Genomic DNA, 22190 nt, shown 5'->3' with positions numbered 1-22190 from the left:
TCGCCCGCCGTACGCTGACGCTCGGCACCGAGCCGCCGCGCGACCGCTCCGAGGCGGCGCAACGACAAACGCAGACGATGACCTCAGAACGATGGCCGTTCCGCCGCTGGCCCCCACCGCTTCGCGGCTCCTGCGGGGTGCTTCGCATGGGCGCCGGCCGCTCCACTCCGATCACACATGGCTTTGCCGGCTGAGGTCCGTACCCCCGCCCCCGATACCGCATTGTTCGTGTCCCTCGGTCGGCGTCAACTCCGTCTGTGCGGCATGTGGTGTGGGCCGCGTGGAACGCCGACGGGTGACGGCATCGGAAGACGGAGTTGACACCTCGGTCGGGACACACAATCGGGCAGCTATCGGGGGCGGGGGAAGAGTGGCCGTGGGATGCACCAGCCGCTGAGGGCGACGACGCGAGGCCGGGAAGCTCTCGGCACACCCCGTAGCGCCAGGAGTCGATCCCGCAGTGGCCCGTCCACAGGTCGCGATCAGGTGGACGCAGGCCGGACACGCCCGCGCGGCTGTAGTGCTGAACGACAAAGACCATCCCAGGACCGGCAGAGAGTAGGCCCGCTGACCGCAAAGACCCGCCTCTCGCCCTGGAGGCACCGCGTGGTGCACGACGTTGCGGCCGAAGCCGGACAGTCCGAGGCGGTACGCGTCGGCTGACTCGGGCCGTGTCGTAGGTTGGCTCAGCTTCAGGTCGTCCCAGTGGACGGGCCAGCGCCGTATCCCTCCCGGTAGTTCACCCGGTTCGCCGTCGAGTTCGACCAGGGCATAGGTGCCGTTGCGCAGCAGGCCCGTCATCCGCCCGCTCCGACCGACCAGCGACGTGGCGAAGTCCCGAGTGCATGCGGGACTGTGCAGCATGTCCACGATGGTGGCGAGCGAGCCAATGGCGTGATGGAGATCTCTCACGATCCGGCCTCGGCGATCACGGCGGACGGCGCGTGCTGTTCCTGGAGATCGGCATACCGGAAGGCGACCCGACGAGCCGCACGTGCCGGTTCGGCCGCTGGGTGGCGCGCATACAGGACTCGCCTGCGATGCCCGTTCCATCCGACGCGCCTCCAGAACCAGGCGCCGTCACACCACACGACCAGGCCGACGCTGACTGACACGAGGGCGAGCCGGTAGCCGTCGTGCACATCGCTTGCGATGCCCTGGTGAGACAGCTCCTGCTGTAGCTGCTCGGCAGCAAGCAGAGGGTTCACCGACGCGAGGCGTGGCGCCGTGAGCTGCGTGGTCATCACCCACCTCCTGAGGCCCGTGGTTGACCGGCACGTTCAGTGAAGCCGGGTGGACGGGACCTTTGAACTTCGTCGACGAGCGTTGTCGGGACGTGTTGGCGGACGAGGAAACGTCCCAAGAGAGTCTTGAAACGTCCGGGGACGTTCGGTGCACTGGATCCGTGAACGAGCGTCTACGGACAGCGATGTTGCGACACGGGGTGGCCTTGGAGGACCTGGCCGAGACATGCGGGGTGGAGCCCAAGACCGTCGAGCGGTGGATCAACACCGCCCGGGTTCCGCATCGCCGGCACAGGTGGGCGGCGGCGAAGTTACTCGCCGCTGACGAGACGTACTTGTGGCCCGACGTGCTGGAGACGAGCCAGGAGCGTAGGGGCCGGGCGAACCGGTCCGAGTTGGTCGAGATCTTTCCGGACCGGGCGAGCGTGCCTCGTGAGCTGTGGCTACGACTGCTCAGCGAGGCCCAGGAGCACGTGGACGTGCTGGTCTTCTCCGGGACGTTCTATGCCCAGACCCAGCCGAAGGTGGCACGAATGCTGGCCGAGGCAGCCGGACGCGGCGTGACGGTCCGGCTGTGCTTCGGCGATCCCACGGCCCAGGCAGTGGAAATCCGCGACCGGGAGGAGGGCTTGGGCGGAACCCTGGCGGCCAAGATCCGTTCCTCGCTGACGTACTACCGGGCATTGCCCGATCTCGACGGTTGTGACGTGCGGCTGCATTCCACGACGCTGTACGCCTCGCTGTTCCGCTACGACGATGACATCCTGGTCAACCCGCATGCGTACAGCGAACCGGCCTCGGCCAATCCGACCTTCCACTTCCGCCGACTCGACGGAGGGACGATCGCGGAGCACTACATCACGTCATTTGAGCGCGTGTGGGCCGGGGCGATGCCGTGGTCCGGCGCGGAGATCTGAGGAGCATCCCGTGGGGCGAGTCGAGTACTGGAACGACCCGAACGCACCGAAGGCGAACAGCCTGGTGCCCGCGTGCGGCACGGTCACGGTGGACGAGGCGGGACGCATCCTCATGCAGCGTCGACGCGACACCGGACAGTGGGCGTTGCCGATGGGCAAGATGGAGATCGGCGAGACCCCCACCGAGTGCGCCGTGCGCGAGACCGCGGAGGAGACCGGTGTTCGGGTCGAGCCGGTGGGCTTGCTGGGCGTCTACTCCGATCCGGGCCACATCGTGGCGTACACGGACGGGGAGATCCGGCAGGAGTACGAGGTGATGCTGATCGCCCGGCCCATCGGTGGTCAGCCGGGAGCCAACGACGAGGCGAGCGACGTACGGTGGGTGGCGCCGGAGAGCTTGTCCGATCTCGACATCCACCCCACGCAGTGGCGACAGCTCCGGGATTATCTGGAGGGACGGCACTCCCACGTCGATTGACATCCCGGAACTCCACAAGGCGAAAGTCTCAGGGTGAGTGACGAACTGAGTGACAATCGCCCTGGATCAGTCCGGACCGCTGTGGATCTCAGCGGACTGTTCTCCCAGGTAGGAGCGGGCGTTGGTCACCGTCCCGCTCCTACGGTGGTTGCCTGATAAGGAAGAGGTCCCAGGTTCAAGTCCTGGTAGCCCCACCCTTCTGACCAGCAAAAAGGCCGCTGACCGATCTTCGGGAAGCGGCCATTCTGCTGTCTGCGTGACTACCGTTCCCGATCACATCTCAAAGATGCGATCCATGGCCACCGCTCCCCCTTGGAGCACGGGCCTGATCACGATCAGCGCCCACCGGGTTCGCCCTGTTCGCGGCGGCCCGGTCGGACCTGGCCGAACTGTTCGCGGCGATGAGCGTGCTCGGCTTCGGCGTCGGCGGCTTCTCGGCCGCGATGCCCGGCGTCATCCTGGCCGTCACCCCCAAGGGTGAGACGGCGAGCGCCATGACCGCGCAGCGCCATCGGCGGCCTGATCCTCACCGCGGGCGCCGGCCCCGGCCACCTCTTCCCCGACGATCCCGACGACCCCGGCGACAGCGCCTACACCACCGCGGCGCTGGCCGGCATCGACGCCATGGCGATCACGACGCTGACAGGCCTCGGATAGTTGTCGCGTGAGATTGCGTTAGAGCGCCGCCACTCCTTATCTTGGAATAGTCGTTCCAAGATAAGGAGGTCGGCGGATGCCGGACGTCAAGCACTTCGATCCCGACGTGGCCCTGGACCAGGTGGTGCGCCTGTTCTGGGAGCGCGGCGCCGACGTCACCGGCATCGCCGACGTCGTGCAGGCCACCGGCCTGAGCAGGTCCAGCCTGTATGCCACCTTCGGCGGCAAAGAGCGACTGCAGGCCGCCGCGCTGCGCCGCTATCTGGAACGGCAGTCGCGCCCCGTGTTCGCCGCGCTCGTCACCGACCAGCGCGGCCTGCCCGCCATCACCGGCTTCTTCCAACGGCTGGTTGCGGCACGCTGCACCGGCGAGCACGCCCGCTGGGGTTGCCTGGTCACCAACACGCACACGGGCGCCGCTCGCGAGGTTCCCGAGGTCCGGGAGATTCTGAACGCCCACCACGCCGCCCTGCGGTCCGCGATGCGCGCCGCGCTGTTGACCGCGGCCGAGCTCGGCCAGGTGCGTCCTGACCTGGACCCGGAGGCGGGCGCGGAGGCGCTGGCGCTGCTGGCCTACGGGGTCAACCTGCGTTCACGGGCCGGAGCCGAGGCCGCCGACCTGCTGGCGGGCGTGCGCACCGTACTGGACGGTTTCACCCACACGAAGGAGAAGTGATGATCGATTTCCGCGTCTATGACGAGAGTGACGCCCCCGAGGCGGCCCGCCCGATGCTGGAGGCGGCCAGGAAGCGCATGGGGTTCGTGACCACACTGAACGGGGTGATGGCCGAATCACCCGAACTGCTGGCCGGATACAACGCCCTGGCCGAACAGTTCGGCAAGTCCTCCCTGCCCGGACCGGCCAAGCACGTCGTGTGGATCGTCGCCAGCGTGGAGAACGGATGCGAGTACTGCGTGGCCGCGCACTCCACCCTGGCGCTGCGCTCACGCGTCCCGGCCGAGGTGGTCGACGCCCTGCGCGCGGGCAAGCCCCTGCAGGACGAGGCGTTGGAAGCCGCCCGGCGTCTGACCCAGGCGATGGTCGCCCAGCGCGGCTGGGTGGACGATGCCGAGGTCGAGGCGTTCCTGGCGGCCGGCTACACCCGCCGCCACGTGCTGGACATCGTGCTCGGCGTCGGCATGAAGACACTGTCGAACTACACCAACCACATCGCCCACACCCCGCTGGACCCGGCCTGGCAGGGCCAGGAATGGACCCGCGATCAGGAGCTGTGATCACCCTGCTCTGCTCGCGGCCGGCCCGGGGTGAGGTCCGGCGCAGGATCGTCGCCGAGCCGTTGCGCCGCGGCAGCCGGTCGTCAGGGGCGGTGATGGGCGGCAGCTCCGGCAGAGTGCGCGGCGGCCGGCCGCAGAGCAAGGGGGACGCCCCTGCTCTGCGGCCGGCTCGTCGAACTCGCCGCTGATCAGTGGCCGGCTCAGTGTGAGCGGGCCTTCAGCGGTGCGCTGGGCAGAGGGGTCAGTTTGTTGGTGAAAACGTGGGTGGCGATGTTCTCGCCCAGCACAAGGCCGTCGCTGCCGTCCCACGGGTAGTGCACGCCCAGCCAGATTCGGCTCTGCGCGTTCTCCTGCGCCGCCTGGTCGAAGCTGGTGAACGTCTTGTTCTTGACCGGGCTGGTCGGGTCCTCGGTGGAGACGGTGAAGGTGGCGTTGCCGTTGAAGTAGCGCTTCATGACCCCGGCCCAGGCGCCGGCGAAGGTGGCGTGGCCGGAGACCCATGCGGGGAAGCACGGAGAGAAGTGCGTGCCGTTGCGGTCCACCGAGAAGGGCCGCCAGTCGGGATCTATCGCCCTGATGGCGCTCTCCGGCCGCCACAGGTCTATCACCGTCAGATACTTGGCGTCCCAGGCGGCGATGGAGGCGTCGGCCAGCGCGAGGGACACCAGAGCGTGCAAGCGCGCGCTCTCGTACTTGTCGCCCACGCCGAGCTGCTGGGCGACCTGACCGGTGTGCGTGAGGAGCTGGCCTACCGGCCGGTAGGTGTCGTCCACGTCGTTGGCCCAGAACTTGGCGGCGGCGGTCTGGTCGGCGGTGCGTTCGTTCCGGGTGGCGGCGGTGGAGGCGGCGCCGCCCAGCCGACGTACCTCGTTGACCTGGCGCTGATACTCCGGGTCGGCCAGCAGTTCGGCGTAGCTGCCGGCCCGCTGCGGAGTGTCGGGCCTGAACTGCGAGCCTGAGGTGAGCGCGAAGGGCTTGACCTGCCCCCAGAACGGCGTCCCCGCCTGGTCCGGCCTGCTGCACCCGGGATCGCCGGTGGGACGCCAGGAGCCGGGCACCCCGGCGGGCGTGTAGAGGTTGGGGTTGGCCGAGCCGTCGCCGCTGCGGAACTGCCGCATCCGCTGTACCACCGAGCTGACGACCTGGAGGTCGAGATAGTCGAAGTCCGCCGGGCTGGTGCCGAACCGGTAAGTGAAGCGCTGGTCGAGCAGGCTGGTCATGCTCGGGCTGTGTGTGGTGGCCGTGCCGTACAGGTCGAGCAGGATGTTGTAGGCCGTGCGGCCGATCACCCGCTCTTCCTCGTGATCGGTCTCGGCCACGGAGAAGTAGCTGCCCGCCTGCAGATACGGCCGGAACCTACGCACCCGCCACTTGTCGTGGTACATGGTCTCGGCGTCGAAAAGCGCGGCGTTCATCATCGCCGCCGCCCTGGCCAGCTTGCCCGGTGCCGCGTCCGGGCCGTTGAGCTGCCGGAAGACGTCCACGAGCACGGCGTTCCAGTACTGGGTCGGGTCGCCGTCGAAATGCGGCACGGCCGCGGCGGCGGGCTGTGGGGTGACGACTGCCGGGCCGGCGACCGCCATCAGGAGCGCCGCACCGAGCGCCGTGGCCCGGCGCCGCCAGCGGGTGCGCCCGCCGCCTGAGGTGCCCGCCCGTACGAAGCCCCGCGGGCGGTACGTTGCTCTGTCGTTCATCTGTGCCTCCGAATGTCGCAGGTAGGTGACCGATGGCGCTGAGTCAGATCCGAGGCGGAACGGGGCGGCGAGATGGGCCGGCAGCCCCCAGCCAGGCAGGTGGAGCAGGCATTCCTGGAGGTTCCTGGCCAGCGAATGCCACTAGGAGGGAAGAAGGCTTGTCGTCAATACGGCGGCGGCCCGTTGTGGCCGTTGGCATAGGTGCTGTCCCCGCGACTCCCGAAACCGACGAAGAGAAGACGAGACTTGAGGGTCAGAGGAGCTGGTGCAGCGGCTGGATCCGGGCCGGCTGCCCAACGGTAAAAAAGTTGAGGCCGTCGCAGCATCAAGCCAGGAGTTGATATGCGCCTCCATCACCCGGTGTAGGTTTGCGCGCGCCTCAACCCAGTGGTGGAGAAGAGTCACCCGCGAAGGGGAACGCACCCGGCCGCATCCACGCGCCGCCTCTGACGATGCGGCGGCTCAATCGCTCCGGCGCCGGCGTGTACCGGGTCGCGTGGCCGTCATCGGCTGGTAAGAAGTGACGCGGATCCGCGCTTCTAAGGTGGACGCCATGATCCCCGTACGAACAGCACTCGCCACGGCGGCACTTGCCCTGCTGGCGACGGGGTGCGGCGGGCCAGGGCAGGATCAAACCACGTCCGCCGTGACCCCCGCGCCGCCGCCGTCGACGTCCCTGACGCCTGCGCCGACCACGTCGCCGGCACCCGCGAACAAGGCTCGTGTGCCCGCCACGCTGGAGTTCTCCGCCCGGACGCTGGACGGTGCGACCTTCCGGGGTGCGAGCCTGGCAGGAAGGCCAGTGGCTTTCTGGTTCTGGGCGCCGTGGTGTCCCAAGTGCCTGTCTGAAGCGCCCGCGGTCAAGACCGCGGCCGGCCAGTACAGCGAGGTCGCGTTCGTCGGGGTCGCGGGGTTGGACACCGAGGCGGCGATGAAGGAGTTCGTGCAGCGCACCGGTACCGGTCACCTCGTGCACCTGTCGGACGCCAAGGGCGCGGTCTGGACGAAGCTGGGTGTCAGCGAGCAGTCCACGTTCGTGTTCATGAAGCCGGACGGCTCCACCGAGAAGGCCACGGGCCCGCTCAGCCAGGACGAGCTGGACGCGCACCTGCGCAAACTCCTGGGCCGGTGATTCGGCCGTGTCCGCCTGCAGCTCGCGGGAGCGGGCATGAACGATCTGCCGTTGGCTCTGGCGCTCACCGCCGGCACCGTGGCCGCGTTCAATCCATGCGGCTTCGCCATGTTGCCCGCCTACCTCACCCTGCTCCTCAACGATGAGGAGGGCGCACGTCGAGGGACTGTCGGACGGGCGCTGATGCTCGCGGCGGCGATGACCGCCGGCTTCGTCACGGTCTTCGGCCTCTTCGGGATCGTGGCCACCGCGCTGGCGGTGTCGGTGGGTGGCCATCTGCCGTGGGCGAGCCTGGGCATCGGCGTGGTGCTGGTCGGGCTGGGCCTGTGGTTGCTGTCCGGTCGCGAACTGCTGCTGCGCCTGCCGGGGCTGAGCACCGGCCGCCCCACCGCCTCGCCGCTGTCCCTGTACGGCTACGGCCTGTCGTACGCGCTGGCCTCCCTGTCCTGCACCGTCGGGCCGTTCCTCGTGGTCACCTCCGCTTCCCTGTCCGGCAGCGGGCTGCTCGGCGGCGCGGCCGCCTTCGCCACCTACGCGCTCGGCATGGGCCTGGTCATCGCCGTCCTGTCGCTGGCGGTGGCGTTCGCCCGCGCCGCCGTGGTCGCCAGGCTGCGGCGCCTGCTGCCGTACGTCTCCAGGGCCAGCGGCGCCCTGCTCACCCTGGCCGGCCTGTACGTCGTCTATTACGGCTGGTATGAGCTGCGCGTCTTGGCCGGAGGAGCGGCCGACGACCCGATCGTGAGCACCGCGACACGCGTGCAGGCCGTCATCGCCCGCTGGCTGGCGGAACTGGGCACCGGCTGGATCGTCGGCGCGCTTGCTGTGCTTGTCATGGTGGCGCTCGCGCTGCGCCTGACGCGACGACGTGATCGGACCCTTTAGACGCCGCGGAAGTGCGTTGAATATGTCGCTGTCAGGGCACTCGAACAAGGCGTAGAGAGATCAGGGCTTCCTGGCGGCCTCCTGTTCGGCGCGGCCTTGCTGGATGTGGCGCAGCCTGTCCGACCTACGTGTTCGGTTGGGTGGCCATGTCCTGGACGTCACTCCGCTTGCATCGCCGGGCCGTCGCTCGTGGTGCCCGGTGACAGTGGTTCGCAAGGACGTCAGGGTTGAATATGGGCATCTCGACCGGCTTAAAACGGAGTTTCGGTGCGCGGAAGCATGACATGTCCGGACTGTGGGGCGATGTTGCCCGGAACCGGGTCTCCGGAACCGGTGGCCAGGTGCCCGAAGTGTGCGCTGCCTCTGCAGGGACCCGCCGCGCAGGAACTCTGGCAGGTGGACCAGGCTCTCCCCGGACTGAAGGATCAGCTGACGCGGCTGCAGGCCCGCCGTACAGAACTGCTCGGCATCCTGCGCGCCGGCGCCCCGGGTCAGGGGACACCAGGCGCCGGCGCGGCGGGTCCAGGGTCGACAGGCGCGGGTGCGGCGGGTCCTGGCATGGCAGTTGCGGAGGCGGTGAGTCAGGGGCCTGCGGGTGCGGCGCCTCCCTATGGGGGCGCGCTGCCGCCGTACCCGGGAGCGGCGGCAGGGTCCGGAGCGGCAGGGGCCGGAGCTGCGGGGGCCGGAGCTGCGGGGCTCGGTGGTCCATCGCGGGAGGTGTCCCCGGGCGCCGCGAAGAACGTCCTGCTCATCCTCGGCGGCCTGCTGCTGACGGTGGCGGCGGTGGTGTTCACCGTGGTGAGCTGGGGGCTGCTCGGCATCGGCGGGCGCGCGGCCGTGCTGGCCGCGTTCACCGCGCTGGTCATGCTGGCGCCGGTGGCGCTGATCCGGCGCAGGCTCACCGCGACGGCCGAGACCGTGGCCGGGTTCGCGGTCGCGCTGCTGCTGCTCGACGGCTACGCGGCCAGGCGGGTGGGATTCGTCGGGGTCGACGCCCTCGACGTGCTGCACTACACGGCGGGAGTGCTGGGGGTCGTCGCGCTCATCTTGGTGGCCTATGCCCGGGTCACCCGGCTGCGCGGGCCCGCTCCGGTCGCCGTGGTGCTGGCGCAGCCGGTGCTGCCGCTGCTGGCCGGCGACTGGTCGGCGACCTGGCTGGTGGCCGTGCTGGTGGCCACGGCGGCGCTGGACGTCGCACTGGTCCGCTTCGGCCGGGGAGCGGTGAGGGTGACGGCCGCCCTGGCCGGCACCGGGGTCGCGACCCTCGCCCTGCTGGGGGGCGCGCCGTACGCGCTGGGGTCCCCGTCCGTCGGTGAGGCCCTGGTCAGGTCGGCGCCGCTGGTCGCGCTGGCTCTGCTCGGCGGGTTCGTGACCTGGCTGCTGGCCCGGCCGGGCAAGGCCGAGGGAGAGATCTGGGCCGCCGTGGTCACCGTCGGAACCGCGCTCACGCTGATCGCCGTGGCGGCCGCTCTGGCGCTGCCGGCGCTGGACGGCCCGGGCACGGACTGGCGTCCCCTGGCCTACCTCGTTCCCGCAGTCGCGGTGGCGCTCGCCGCCACCTGGCTTCCCTGGCGGAAGGCACGGCTGGCGGGCATGGCCACCGGCGGGCTGGTGGCGCTGCTGACCACGCTGACGCTGATGCCTCGGCTCGTTGCCACCCTGGCGGCGCCGCTCCCCTGGCTGGACGTGCTCTGGACGGGCACGTGGAACGGACGGCAGTGGCAGCCGTTCGAGACGGTGTCGCCGGCGGACGTGGTGGTGCTGGGCGTGGTGGCGGCCGGCTTCCTGGCGACGGCCGTGCGCGGCATCGGCGGGCGGCTGGTGAAGGTGGCGGTGTCCGGGGCGCTGGTGGCCGGGGCGCTCATGGTGGCGGTCGCCGCCCACGCCTTCGCGATGCCCTACCCGGCCGCGATGGCGGTGCAGGTGGTGCTGGCCGTCGCTCTGGCGATGGCCGCCACGCTGGGCCGGGCGCCCTGGTGGGCGGTGGCTTGCGCGCTCGTCGCCGGTCCGGCCTCGATACGGGCGGTCGCGTACGCGTTCGGCAGTGAGCCGGCGACGCTGATCGTGCTGCCGGTCCTGGCGGTGGCCGCCGCCGCCATGGCGCTGGCGGCCAGGCTGAAGGAGCTCCGGGTCTGGGGGCTGGGCTTCGCCGCGCTGTTCCTGGGGCTGGAGGCGGTGGCGGTGGGACTCTCGCTGGGCCTGCGCGTCCTGGTCGCGGCGAGCGTGGGATTCGCCGTGGCCGGGGTGCTGGTGCTGCTCACGTCGCTGTGGGCGGGCTCGGCCGGCCGAGGCGGTGCGAACGGCCTCAGGTACACCGGCACCACCCTGCTGTTGCCGGCCTCGTGGCTGCGGCTGGCGGCGGACGAGGTCACCGTCGTCGAGGCGTACACGGTGCCGTGCTCGCTGGTCCTGCTGGGATTCGGCTGGTGGTGGCGGCGGCGCGGCGCACCGGTTTCGTCCTGGGCGGCCTATGGCGCGGGCCTCTCCTTCACGATGCTGCCCAGCCTGGTGGCGGTCTACGCGGACACGGAATGGCGGCGGTCGCTGGCGCTCGGCGTGCTGGCGCTGGCTGTGCTGGTCTCCGGGGCCCGGTCCCGGCTCCAGGCGCCCACGGCGATCGGAGCCGTCGTGGTGGCCGGGGTCGCGGTGCGGGAACTGGCCCCGTACGTGTCGCAGATGCTCCTCACGGTGCCGCACTGGGTGCCGATCGCTGTGGGCGGGCTGCTGCTCGTGGTGGTCGGGGCGACGTACGAGGCCCGCATGCGGGACCTGCGCCGGTTGCGCGACACCCTGACGGCGATGGGCTGACGTCGCCCTTCATCACCGCGCACCGCAGACACGCGGAGGAACTTGTCTCATGTCATCGTGGGAGCTTCCTACCGTTGTGAACGCTAACAATCTCTGTGCGGCCGGTCCTCTCGGTTCTGTCGGAGCATGTGGTGGTGGTGCCGCGGAGCTAATACGACGCGAGGGAGCTCCGTCAAGGTCCGGCTCTTCGCCGCGCCGGCGCCCGGCCCACGGGGCGTGTCTCAGCTGCTCCCACCAGGACGGGTACCGGGGGCCCATGAATGAAAGTTGCAGGCCATGGCAACGGTAACGATCTGGGTGAGGGTGGGCAGTCCGTCTTCGAAAGGGCGCTGTACGCCGGGCAAGGCGGAAAGTTTCGACATCCATGGCATTCGTCGTCGCAGGCCGAACAGGATGGGGATAACACGCCGCCGCGAAACTTGCCGGAGTCGCCTTGACAGGTTTCGGTGCGGTTTCCACACTGAGTGCCGAAGCGGCCTCCTGCCGGGTCGGTGGTGAGCGGCTGGGGGTTGCCGGCCGCGTCGCATCCCGTGAGCGCTCTACCCAGCACGCGCATGCCGGCCGGCCGACGCCTCCACCTGCTGCACCTCCTGCGATTGATCCCCCCATCGACGCACGCCGGCATCCGGTCGGCAGAGAGGGTTGCCCGATGCGCAGACGCAGACCCTTATGCACCGTCATGGCCGTCCTGACGGCTGCCGCGGTCGCGGCACTCGCCGTCCTGGCCATGGGTGCCCCCGCGCTGAGCACCAGCACCAGGCCGTCCCTCACCGGCGCGATCAGCGCTCTTGCGCCGACTGCCGGATGTGGCAAGGCCCCCGGTCTGGCGAGCGGCACACACACGATTCAGAGCAGCGGCAAGAACCGCAGCTACATCCTGCGAGTTCCGGACGGCTATGACAGGAACCATCCCTACCGGCTGGTCTTCGGCTTCCACTGGCTCGGTGGCACCGCCACCGATGTCGCCACGGGACAGACCGTGCAACGGGACGTCTGGGCCTACTACGGGCTCCTGCGCCTGGCGAACAACAGCACGATCTTCGTCGCCCCCCAGGGCCTCAACAACGGCTGGGGCAACTCGGGCGGTGAAGATCTGACCTTCGTCGACGACATGGTCAGGCAGATCGAGGGAGCCCTCTGCGTCGACACGACGCAGCTCTTCGCCACCGGTTTCAGCTACGGCGGCGCCATGTCGTACGCGCTCGCGTGTGCCCGGGCGAACGTCTTCCGCGCGGTCGCGGTCCAGTCCGGCGGCCAGCTCAGCGGATGCGGCGGTGGCGCGCAGCCCATCGCGTACATGGGGATCCACGGCATCCGGGACAGCGTGCTCAACATCTCCGGCGGACGATCGCTGCGCGACAGGTTCGTCAGGAACAACGGCTGCGCCGCCCAGAGCCCGCCCGAGCCGGCGCAGGGCAGTCGGACGCACAGAGTCACCACCTACTCCGGGTGCTCGGCAGGCCATCCGGTCGTCTGGGCCGCGTTCGACGAAGGTCACATCGCCGCGCCACAGGACGGGGCCGGCGGCGACAGCGGCTCCCGGACCTGGGTCCCGGGTGAGGTGTGGAAGTTCTTCACCCAGTTCCAGAGCGGCCCCTCCCCGACGCCGACCCCGACCCCGACTCCCACTCCGGTTCCGGGCGCGTGTTCGGCGGTCATCGAGACGGTAAACAGCTGGCCGGGCGGGTTCCAGTCGACGGTGACGGTCCGGGCGGGCACCGCGCCGGTCGACGGCTGGACCGTGGAGTGGTCCTGGCCCGGCGGGCAGAGCATCAGCAGCCTGTGGGACGGCACGCACAGCGTCTCCGGCTCGGCCGTGACGGTCCGCAACGCCCCGTACAACGGCTCCATCGCGGCGGGCGCGTCCACCACCTTCGGCTTCACCGCGAACGGCACCGCGGCCACTCCCACCGCCACCTGCACCAGCCCGTGACATGTCCGCCGCCCGCACCGAGGAGGGGCCTTGCGCAAAGTGGGAGCTCTACTGGCCGCCGGCATTCTCTTGGGCGGCTCGATCGCCCTGGAGCGCCAGGCCGGCGCCCTGGAGAACGGGGTGGCCCGTACGCCCCCGATGGGCTGGAACAGCTGGAACACCTTCGGCTGTGACATCAACGAAACGTTGATCAAGCAGATGGCCGACACGATCGTCAGCTCCGGCCTGCGCGACCTGGGCTACGAGTACGTCGTGGTCGACGACTGCTGGTTCAACCCCGCTCGCGACTCGGCCGGGAACCTGCAGGGCAACCCGTCGCGGTTCCCGAGCGGGATGAAGGCCCTCGGTGACTACCTGCACGCCAGGGGGCTGAAGTTCGGCATCTACCAGGTGCCGGTGGACAGGACCTGCGCCCAGTACTTCGGCGGCTACCCGGGCGCGACCGGAAGCCAGGGGCACGAGGTTCAGGACGCCAGGCAGTTCGCCGCCTGGGGCGTGGACTACCTGAAGTACGACTGGTGCTCACCGAACGGCACCATCGACGACCAGGTCCGCACGTTCGCGAAGATGCGTGACGCGCTGGCGGCGACCGGACGTCCGATCGTCTACAGCATCAACCCGAACAGCATCCACGCGAAGACGGGGCCGCAGCGCGACTGGGGCGACGTCGCGAACATGTGGCGGACGACCGAGGACATCACCAACAAGTGGGACACCGGCCAGACCAACGGGTACCCGATGGGCATCCAGAACATCGTCAACGTCACCATCCCGCTCGCGTCGTACGCCAGGCCCGGGGCGTTCAACGATCCGGACATGATGGAGGTCGGCCGGGGCGGCATGACCGACACCGAGATGCGCAGCCACTTCGCCCTCTGGGCGATCATGGCCGCCCCGCTCATGGCCGGGAACGACCTGCGCGCCATGAGCCAGGCGACGGCGACCATCCTGAAGAACCAGAACCTGATCGCCATCAACCAGGATCCCCTCGGCCTCCAGGCACGCCAGGTCGGCAACGACGGAACCCGCCGCGTGCTGGCCAAGCGGCTCGGCAACGGCGACGTCGCGGTCGCCCTGTTCAACCAGGGCGGCACCACGACCACGGTCAGCACCACCGCGTCCGCGATCGGCCTGGCGGGCGGTTCGTTCACCCTGCGCGACGCGTGGACGAACGCCGTCAGCACCAGCGCCGGCACCATCTCGGCCACTGTGCCGTCGCACGGCACCGTCGTGTACCGGGTCAGCGGCGGCACTCCTCCCTCGCCCACGCCGTCACCGACGCCGAGCGGCCACCCGGGGGGTTGCACGGCGGCGTACCGGCTGGTCAACGACTGGGGCACCGGCTTCGAGAGCGAGGTGACCGTCAGCAACGACGGGCCGTCCCCGCTCGACGGCTGGACCGTGAAGATGACGCTGGCCGGCGGACAGACCATCACCAGCCTGTGGAACGGCGTGAACACCGGCACCAGCGGCGCGATCACCGTCAAGAACGCCTCCTACAACGGCACCATCGCCGGCAACGGCTCGACGACGTTCGGCTTCACCGCCGGCGGCGCCGGCTCGACCGCTCCCGCCGGCGTCACCTGCACGAGCCCTTAGCCGGAGCCCGCGAACCCGGCCCCCGGTCAGGGAGCCGGATCACATCGCGAGGAGAGGAAGGCACCTGAACCTCGGCGACCCGATCAGCGGCTGGAAACTGACCTGGTCGTTCCCCGCCGGGCAGGCCGTCACGCAGCTCTGGAGCGGCTCCTGCACCCAGTCCGGTGCCCAGGTCACCGTCACCAACGTGGACTACAACGGCAGCATCCCCAGCGGCGGCAGCACCAGCTCTCGGGCGTGAACCAGAAGTACAACGCCAACGACCCGACCATCAGCCACCGGTACCTGACCGCCGTCATCAAGGGCGAGCCCAACCACTGGGCCATCCGGGGCGGCAACGCGCAGTCGGGCGGCCTGTCGACCTTCTACAACGGGGCGCGCCCCGACGTGCCGGGCTACAACCCGATGAAGAAGGAAGGGGCCATCATCCTCGGCATCGGCGGCGACAACAGCCACGGTGCCGCCGGTACGTTCTACGAGGGTGTGATGACCTCCGGCTATCCGTCGGACGCCACCGAGAACGCGGTCCAGGCCGACATCGTCGCCGCCGGCTACAGGTGAGCCGGCGCCGACAACACCTGGCGGATCGCCGGTTCCCGAGCACAGGGCACCAGGGGCAGATGTCTGGTTCGTGACGACGTCATGCCCGGTCGATGATCGCGTCTCTGGTTGGCGTGGCCTTGGACCAGCAGGGTTGTACTCAGTCGATGAGAAGGAGTCGTCATGAGAGCCCTGCTGCAGCGCCGGGAACTTCGGAAGGTCACGTCCTCGTGGCACGGACCGCTCACCTGGTGCGCGGCGGCGATGGCGGTGCTGGCCCTGGTCAGCGCGCTGGGCTTGGTGGTGGACGGGCGGACGCTCATGGGGCAGGGCGTGTGGCTGAAGCCGTTCAAGTTCGCGGTCTCGTTCGGCCTGTACGCGATCACGCTGGCCTGGATGATCGCTCAGGCGGGGCGCTGGCGGCGGACGTTGTGGTGGCTGGGCACCGTGGCCGTGGGTGGGTTCGTCACCCCGGAGATCGCGGCCATCACCTTCCAGGCGGCGCGCGGCGTCCCCAGCCACTTCAACTTCTCCACCGGGCTCGACACCACCGTGTTCATGATCATGGGTGGGGCCGCGTACATGGGCTGGCTGATGACCTTCGCGATGGGGGTCTTCCTCGTGGCGCAGCGGCGGGTGGACAGGGCGATGGCGTGGGCCATCCCGCTCGGGCTGATCATCTCGCTGGCCGGCATGTCCGTCGGCTACCTGATGACCGCTCCCACGCCGGACCAGGCGGAGGGACTGGCCAGGGGGCTGAGCCTGACCACGATCGGCGCGCACAGTGTCGGTGCGCCCGACGGCGGGGCGAGCATGGCGGTCACCGGGTGGGAGACCGGCTCGGGTGACCTGCGGGTGGCGCACTTCGTCGGTCTGCACGCGCTGCAGGTGATCCCGCTGGTCGCGATCGGGCTGCGCCTGTCGGCGCGCCGCCTCCCCGTCCTGTCGAGCGTCGCCACCCGCACGGCCCTGGTGATCGTCGCGGCGTTCGGATACGCGGGGCTCACCGGGTTGGTGCTGTGGCAGGCGCAGCGCGGACAGGCGCTCCTTCACCCCGACGCCCTGACGCTTCAGGCCGCGCTCGGTCTGTGCGGGCTGGTGTCCGCGTGCGTGGTCCTGATCCTCGCCGTGTCCGCCCGGCGGATGCCCGGGTTCCAGGTCCGGGCGCTCGCCGAGCGTTGAGCCGCACGTTGAGCCGAGCGGTGACCCGTGAATCTGTCGTGAAAGGGCCTCTTCTAGGCTGCACGGGTGCAGAAGCAGGCGAAACTGATCGTCGCCGTCGTGTTCGCGGGCTTCGCGAGCGTCTACGTGGTGGCCGGCGCGCCCTCGGCGGTGGCCGTGTTCGCGGTGCAGGTGCTCTTCACCTTGCGGCGTTCGTGGTGGCTGGTGCCGGTTCAGGCCGTCCTGGCGTACGGGTCGGTGCTGGTGTTCGGCTCCTCGGTCGGCATTCTCGGCTTCGTGGGCGGCTCGCTGCTGCTGACCCCGCTCTGGCCGTTCGCCCTGGCGGTGGTGGCGAGCGCCGCGCTGCTCGGGCCTGCCGACCCGGTGATCAGCATGGTGCTGATCTCGCTGGTCGTGTACGGCCTGACCAGGATGATCGACCGGATCGACGAGGTGAACGCGGCCCGGCTGTCGCTGGCGGTGACGGCGGCGGGCGAGGAGCGGCTGCGCATCGCCGCCGAGTTGAGCGTGGGCCTGGGACGGGCGCTCTCCACGATCGCGGACGGAGCTCGTACCGGAACGCCTGACGTGGAGACGGCCCGGCGCTCGCTGGCCGAGGCCCGGGCGGCTGCGGCGAGCTACCGGGCCATGTCCCTGGCTCCCGAGATCACCACCGCCAAGGCCATGCTGACCGCCGCGGGTGTAGCCGTGGACGTGCGCGTGGGCCACGCCGAGCCGCTCGGCCCGGCGGGCGCGCTCCTGGCGGCCGTGCTCAGGGAGGCCGTGACGGACATCGTCCGGAGGTCCACGGCCGGCGTCTGCCGCATCGAGACGTTCACGGAGGGCGCCGCGGTATGGCTGCGCGTCTCCGACGACGGCGCGCGGACGGCCGGCGACGAGAACCTCGGCGACCTGCCGGAGCAGATCGAGCGGGCGGGCGGCACGCTCACCGTCGGGCTCACGGAGGACGCCCGGATGACCGTGGAGGCGACCCTGCCCGTCACGCGGCCGCCCGTCAAGCCGGCCCGCGACAGCACGATGGCGATCGCGCTGCTGACGGCCGTCCTGGTGGGGTTCTCGGTGAAGGGGCTGCTCGCGGCAGGCTCGCTGTGGCCGGCGGCGCTGCTGGCCGTCATCGTCGTGATGCAGGTGCGATCGGTCGAGGGCCGTCACCCCGTGGCACTTTCGATCATGGGGGTGCTGACGTTCGCCCCGCTGCCGCTGTTCGGGCAGGCATGGCTGGGGGTGGCGGGGTTCCTGGCGGGGCCGATCCTCCTGGCCTTCCCGTGGGCGGTGGCGCTTCCGTCGGTGGCGGTGATCGTGGGGGTCGTCACGGTCTCGGGCGTGCTGCTCGCCCTGCCGGTCCCGCTGATCGTGAACTACGCGATCAGCACGGTGGTGACCGGCCTGGTCGTGTACGGGCTGCTCAGGCTGGCCGGGATGGCCAGTGAGCTGCGCGAGTCCAGGGACGCCCTGGCCCGCGCGGCCGTCGTCGAGGAACGGCTGCGGGCCGCCCGCGACCTGCACGACCTCCTCGGGCACACCCTGGCGGCGATCCTGCTCAAGTGCGAGCTCGCCCGCAGGCTCGACGCCGAGCGCGCGCGCAAGGAGCTCCAGGACGTCCTGACGATGACCGAGCGGGCCATGGAGGACCTGCGGACGGTGTCGGGCAGGCAAGGCGAGCTGTCGCTGGCCGCGGAGGCGGAGTCGGCCCGGGCGCTGCTGTCCACGGCGGGCGTCGAGGTCGAGCTCGACCTGGGCCACGACACCCTCGGCCGGGACGTGGAGACCACGCTCGGCATCGTGCTCAGGGAGGCGGTCACCAACGTGCTGCGGCACAGCTCGGCCCGCCGCTGCGTGATCACGACCTCCGTACGGGACGGCGTCGTACGGCTGAGCGTGCGCAACGACGGCGTGCGCGCCGCGAAGGGCCGCCGCGGCTCGGCCGGGATCGGCAACCTCACCACCCGGCTGGCCGCGTTCGACGGGCGGCTGGACGTCGCCCACGAGGACGGCTGGTTCGAGCTGACGGCCGAGGCCCCGACGCTCGTCTGGGCTCCAGCCGCCTAGATCCAGCCCGCCTAAATCCAGCTCGTCTAAATCCAGCCCGCCTCGGAGGCGATGCGCACGGCGTCGGTGCGGTTGCGGGCGTTGAGCTTGGTCACGATCGCGGTGATGTAGTTGCGCACGGTGCCCGCGCTGAGGAAGAGCCGTCCGGCGATCTCGGGCGGCTCGGACCCCTCCGCGACCAGCCGCAGGACGTCGGCCTCGCGCGGGGTGAGCGGATTGTCGGCCAGGTTCCAGGCGGTGACGGCGAGCGAGGGGTCGAGGACCCGTTCGCCCCGCGCCACCTTCCTGATCGCGGACGCCAGCTCCTCCGGCGAGGCGGTCTTGAGCAGGAAGCCGTCCACCTGGGAGGCGAGCGCCCTCCGGAGGTGGCCGGGCTTGCCGTGGCCGGTGAGCATGAGCGTGCGGCAGCCCGGCAACCCGGTGCGCAGCCGCGCGGCGGCGTCGAGGCCGTCGATCGCGCCGGGCATGTCGATGTCCAGGACGGCGACGTCCGGCCGGTGCACCAGGGCGGCGGCCACCGCCGCGTCCCCCGACTCGACCGCCTCCACGATCTCGATGTCGGGTTCGAGGCTGAGCAGGGTCACGAGCGCTTCCCTGATGACGTGCTGGTCCTCGGCCAGGAGCATACGAATCACCTGACCATTATGTCCGGATCATGATGACGTCATGGCGAGGTCGTGAGCGGCTCTCTGGCGGCTGAAAACGCAGATCAGCAGGCTTGGAGCCATGACAGAAGCAGTGCGGTTGGACACGGTGAGCAAGGTGTACGGCAGGGGCCGGGGCGCGGTGGCGGCCCTGCGCGAGGTGTCGGTCGGCATCCCGCGGGGCACCTTCACCGCCGTCATGGGCCCCTCCGGCTCAGGCAAGAGCACGTTCCTGCACTGCGCGGCCGGGCTGGACGTCCCCAGCTCGGGCTCGGTGCGGCTGGGCGGCACCGACTTGGCGGGCATGGACGAGAACGCGCTGACCGAGCTGCGGCGGCGCCGGGTCGGCTTCGTGTTCCAGGCGTTCAACCTGGTCTCCGCGTTGACCGTGACCGAGAACATCACGCTGCCGCTGATGCTGGCCGGCGCCCGGGTGGACCGGGCCTGGCTGGACGAGGTCGTCCACAGGGTGGGGCTCGGAGGGCGTACCGGGCACCGTCCCGCCGAGCTGTCCGGCGGCCAGCAGCAGCGGGTGGCGATCGCCAGGGCGCTGGTGACCAGGCCGGAGGTGGTGTTCGGCGACGAGCCGACCGGCGCGCTGGACACCATGACCGCCCGCGACGTCCTGACCCTGCTGCGGGAGGTGGTCTCGGCGCTCGGCCAGACCGTGGTGATGGTGACGCACGACCCGGTGGCCGCCGCGTACGCCGACACCGTGCTCTTCCTGGCCGACGGCCGGATCGTGGACGCGATGACCGCTCCGGCCGCCGAGAAGGTCGCCGAGCGCATGACCCGGCTGGGGGCGTGGAAGTGATGATCTCCTTCGCGTTGAAGACCATCGGCCGGCGCAAGGCCGGGTTCGCCGGGGCGTTCGTGGCGCTGCTCTGCGCGGCCGCCCTGGTCACCGCCTGCGGGATGCTGCTGGAGACGGGGCTGCGCGGCACGGTGACGCCCGAGCGGTACGCCGGCGCCCCCGTCGTCGTGGCGGGCGACCAGTACGTCAGGCAGACCAAGGAGAGCGGCAAGGAGAAGGCCAAGCTCCTGTCCGAGCGCCGGTGGATCCCGGCGGCCCTCTCCGAGGAGATCCGGCGCGTCCCCGGCGTCACGAAGGTGGTCACCGAGGTGACCTTCCCCTACGCCGGGTACACCGCTCACGGCTGGGAGTCGGCCGCGCTCACCCCGTTCACGCTCGCTCGGGGCCGTGCCCCGAGGGCCGCGGGCGAGGTCGTCGTGGACGCGCGCCACTCCGGCAAGGCGATCCCCGGCCACCGCGTGGTGGGGGTGACCGCGCAGGCCCTGCCGGGCCAGGACACGATCTTCTTCGCCACCGGCGAGGCTCGCCGCCTGGCCGGGCGCGAGGGGCTGGTGACGGCGATCGGCGTCTGGCCCGCGGTCGACGTCCGGCCTGGGAGCCGTGTCTGGCCTGGGAGCCGTGTCTGGCCGCAGGCCGAGCTCGCCGCCAAGGGCGCCGTGGCCCACACCGGCGACGCGCGGGGCGCGGTCGAGTTCCCCGAGGCGGAAAACTCCCGGGTCAAGCTCGTCAGCCTGGGCGGCGCGCTCGGCGGCACCTCTCTGCTGGTGGCGATCCTCGTCGTGGTGGGCACGTTCGCCCTGTCCATGCAGGAGCGCCGGCGCGAGATCGCCCTGCTGCGGGCCGTCGGCGCCCTGCCGCGGCAGGTCAGGCGGCTCGTCGGCGGCGAGGCCCTGCTCGTCGGCGTGGCCGCCGGGCTGCTCGGGTCGGGGGCCGGGATCCTGCTCGGGTTCTGGCTGCGGTCCAGGTTCGTCGCGCTGGGCGCCATGCCCGCGAACCTGGGGCTGGTGGTCAGCCCGTTCCCCGCGATCGTCGCGGCGCTGACCACTCTGGTGGCCGCGTGGGTGGCGGCGCGGGTCTCCGCCCGCCGTACCGTGCGGATCAGGCCGGTGGAGGCGCTGGGAGAGACGGCGATGCCCGCCGCCCGGCTCCCGGTGGTGCGGCTCGTCGCGGGCCTGCTCGCCGTCGCCGGCGGCGTGGTGCTGACGATCGTGCTGTCCGGCCTGAACACGGAGGCGGCGGCCGGCCCCGTCACCATGCTGACCGCGCTGGTGTGGACGGTCGCGGTCGCCCTGCTCGGGCCGGTCGTCGCGCGGGCGGTGACGGCACTGCCGCTGCGGGCGCCCGGCGTGGCCGGCCACCTGGCGCGGAAGAACCTGCTCGCCGGGCCCGTACGGCTGGCCTCGGTGATCGTGCCGTTGACCCTGATGACGGCGATGACGTGCACGATCCTGTTCGTGCCGGCCACGATGGGACACGCCGCCCAGCGCGAGGTGGCCGCGGGCGTCAAGGCGGACCACGTGCTCGCCCCGGGCGCGTCCCCGGCCGCCGTACGCGGGGTGCCCGGCGTGCGCGCGGTGACCGAAGTGCTGCGCACCTCGGTAAGGATCGACCTGGAGAAGTACGCCGCCCAGGCCGTCACGCTCGACGGCCTCGACCGGACGATGGACCTGGGCGTGGTGGCGGGCTCGCTGGACGGTTTCGGCGACACGTCGGCGGCGATCAGCCGCACCGCCGCGTCGAGGCTGGACGCGGGCCTCGGCGACCGGCTCTCCCTGGTGCTCGGCGACGGCACGCCCGCCGAGGTGCGGATCGTCGCGGTCTACTCGCGCGGCCTGGGCTTCGGCGACCTGACCCTCTCGCACGGGCTGGTCGCGGGCCACGTGGACGATCCCCGCGGCACCCTCCTGGTGGCCGGCGGCGCACGCGACGCGCTTCCCGCCGGGACCGCTCCCGGAGATGACCCGGCGGGCTCCGCCGACGCGGCCGTCGCGTACGTCGCCATGGGACTGATCATCGCCTTCTGCGCGATCGCCGTGGTCAACACCCTGGCGATGTCCACCCTCGCCCGCTCGCGCGAGCTCGCCCTGCTGCGCGTGGTGGGCACGACCCGGCGGCAGGCGGCCCGGATGCTGCGCACGGAGACGCTGACGGCCCTGTTCGTCGCCGTGGTCATCGGCACGCTGGTCTCGCTGGTCACGCTCGCGGCGTTCAGCAGGGGGATGACCGGGTCGGCGCTGCCGTACGTGCCGCCGCTGACGTACGGCGGGGTGATCGCCGCCGTGGCCGCGCTGGCGCTGACCGCCACCGCGGTCCCGGCCAGGTTCGCCCTGCGCCCCCGGCCGGCCGACCTGCTCGGCGCCCGCGAGTGACGCCAGAGGTGC

19 protein-coding genes are annotated in these 22190 nt (G+C 70.9%); 16 read left to right on the top strand and 3 right to left on the bottom strand.

What is annotated here, in order from left to right; all coding sequences use genetic code 11:
- Window positions 1-194, top strand: a 194-nt coding sequence (locus tag AB0H81_RS25770; RefSeq protein ID WP_358379448.1) for a hypothetical protein, incomplete at its 5' end; no start/stop codon positions are given.
- Window positions 195-908: 714 nt separating this feature from the next.
- Here AB0H81_RS25770 and AB0H81_RS25765 read toward each other — a convergent pair.
- Window positions 909-1244, bottom strand: coding sequence for a hypothetical protein (locus AB0H81_RS25765; protein ID WP_358379445.1), 336 nt, complete (start codon window positions 1242-1244; stop codon window positions 909-911).
- Window positions 1245-1444: 200 nt separating this feature from the next.
- Here AB0H81_RS25765 and AB0H81_RS25760 point away from each other — a divergent pair, with 200 nt between their 5' ends.
- The 4 genes from AB0H81_RS25760 to AB0H81_RS25745 all read left to right on the top strand — a co-directional run bounded on the left by AB0H81_RS25760 (window position 1445) and on the right by AB0H81_RS25745 (window position 4532).
- Window positions 1445-2161, top strand: coding sequence for an XRE family transcriptional regulator (locus tag AB0H81_RS25760; RefSeq protein WP_358379459.1), 717 nt, complete (start codon window positions 1445-1447; stop codon window positions 2159-2161).
- 10 nt (window positions 2162-2171) lie between these two features.
- Window positions 2172-2639: an NUDIX domain-containing protein gene (locus AB0H81_RS25755; protein ID WP_358379442.1), complete on the top strand. Its 468-nt coding sequence runs from the start codon at window positions 2172-2174 to the stop codon at window positions 2637-2639.
- A 733-nt stretch (window positions 2640-3372) separates the two neighbouring features.
- A complete protein-coding gene (locus tag AB0H81_RS25750; protein ID WP_358379439.1) occupies window positions 3373-3972 on the top strand; it encodes a TetR/AcrR family transcriptional regulator in 600 nt (199 codons plus the stop codon).
- A complete protein-coding gene (locus AB0H81_RS25745) occupies window positions 3972-4532 on the top strand; it encodes a carboxymuconolactone decarboxylase family protein (protein WP_358379436.1) in 561 nt (186 codons plus the stop codon). Before AB0H81_RS25750 ends, AB0H81_RS25745 begins: the two co-directional genes overlap by 1 nt.
- A 200-nt stretch (window positions 4533-4732) precedes the next feature.
- Here AB0H81_RS25745 and AB0H81_RS25740 read toward each other — a convergent pair whose 3' ends face one another.
- Complete coding sequence (locus AB0H81_RS25740) at window positions 4733-6226, bottom strand: vanadium-dependent haloperoxidase (protein ID WP_358379433.1); 1494 nt, start codon at window positions 6224-6226, stop codon at window positions 4733-4735.
- 553 nt (window positions 6227-6779) lie between these two features.
- Here AB0H81_RS25740 and AB0H81_RS25735 point away from each other — a divergent pair.
- From AB0H81_RS25735 to AB0H81_RS25695, 9 genes are all read left to right on the top strand, one after another.
- Window positions 6780-7358 (top strand): redoxin domain-containing protein, encoded by a 579-nt coding sequence (locus tag AB0H81_RS25735; RefSeq protein WP_358379430.1) that lies wholly within the window; start codon window positions 6780-6782, stop codon window positions 7356-7358.
- Window positions 7359-7394: 36 nt separating this feature from the next.
- Complete coding sequence (locus AB0H81_RS25730) at window positions 7395-8240, top strand: cytochrome c biogenesis protein CcdA (RefSeq protein WP_358379427.1); 846 nt, start codon at window positions 7395-7397, stop codon at window positions 8238-8240.
- A 717-nt stretch (window positions 8241-8957) separates the two neighbouring features.
- Complete coding sequence (locus AB0H81_RS25725) at window positions 8958-11048, top strand: hypothetical protein (protein ID WP_358379425.1); 2091 nt, start codon at window positions 8958-8960, stop codon at window positions 11046-11048.
- Window positions 11049-11697: 649 nt separating this feature from the next.
- Window positions 11698-12981: a cellulose binding domain-containing protein gene (locus AB0H81_RS25720; RefSeq protein WP_358379422.1), complete on the top strand. Its 1284-nt coding sequence runs from the start codon at window positions 11698-11700 to the stop codon at window positions 12979-12981.
- Between the two features lie 39 nt (window positions 12982-13020).
- On the top strand, window positions 13021-14580 hold the full coding sequence (locus tag AB0H81_RS25715; RefSeq protein WP_358379456.1) for a cellulose binding domain-containing protein: 1560 nt from the start codon (window positions 13021-13023) through the stop codon (window positions 14578-14580).
- Window positions 14581-14623: 43 nt separating this feature from the next.
- Entirely contained in the window at window positions 14624-14821 is a 198-nt protein-coding gene (locus tag AB0H81_RS25710) for a cellulose binding domain-containing protein (RefSeq protein ID WP_358379453.1), read from the top strand.
- Window positions 14818-15141: an arabinofuranosidase catalytic domain-containing protein gene (locus tag AB0H81_RS25705; RefSeq protein ID WP_358379419.1), complete on the top strand. Its 324-nt coding sequence runs from the start codon at window positions 14818-14820 to the stop codon at window positions 15139-15141. The genes AB0H81_RS25710 and AB0H81_RS25705 overlap by 4 nt, the downstream gene beginning before the upstream one ends.
- A 162-nt stretch (window positions 15142-15303) precedes the next feature.
- A complete protein-coding gene (locus AB0H81_RS25700; RefSeq protein ID WP_358379416.1) occupies window positions 15304-16302 on the top strand; it encodes a hypothetical protein in 999 nt (332 codons plus the stop codon).
- Window positions 16303-16368: 66 nt separating this feature from the next.
- A complete protein-coding gene (locus AB0H81_RS25695) occupies window positions 16369-18351 on the top strand; it encodes a histidine kinase (RefSeq protein WP_358379413.1) in 1983 nt (660 codons plus the stop codon).
- A gap of 26 nt (window positions 18352-18377) precedes the next feature.
- Here the strand turns inward: AB0H81_RS25695 and AB0H81_RS25690 are convergent, their stop codons facing one another.
- Complete coding sequence (locus tag AB0H81_RS25690) at window positions 18378-18986, bottom strand: response regulator transcription factor (RefSeq protein ID WP_358379411.1); 609 nt, start codon at window positions 18984-18986, stop codon at window positions 18378-18380.
- Window positions 18987-19077: 91 nt separating this feature from the next.
- On the opposite strand from AB0H81_RS25690, the gene AB0H81_RS25685 reads away from it, so the two are divergent.
- Both AB0H81_RS25685 and AB0H81_RS25680 read left to right on the top strand, forming a co-directional pair.
- Entirely contained in the window at window positions 19078-19809 is a 732-nt protein-coding gene (locus tag AB0H81_RS25685) for an ABC transporter ATP-binding protein (protein WP_358379408.1), read from the top strand.
- On the top strand, window positions 19809-22178 hold the full coding sequence (locus AB0H81_RS25680; protein ID WP_358379450.1) for an FtsX-like permease family protein: 2370 nt from the start codon (window positions 19809-19811) through the stop codon (window positions 22176-22178). Before AB0H81_RS25685 ends, AB0H81_RS25680 begins: the two co-directional genes overlap by 1 nt.
- Window positions 22179-22190 lie beyond the last annotated feature (12 nt).

The organism is Nonomuraea sp. NPDC050691, from assembly GCF_040654455.1.
GTDB lineage: Bacteria > Actinomycetota > Actinomycetes > Streptosporangiales > Streptosporangiaceae > Nonomuraea.
This window is presented reverse-complemented; position numbering and strand designations above follow the sequence as displayed.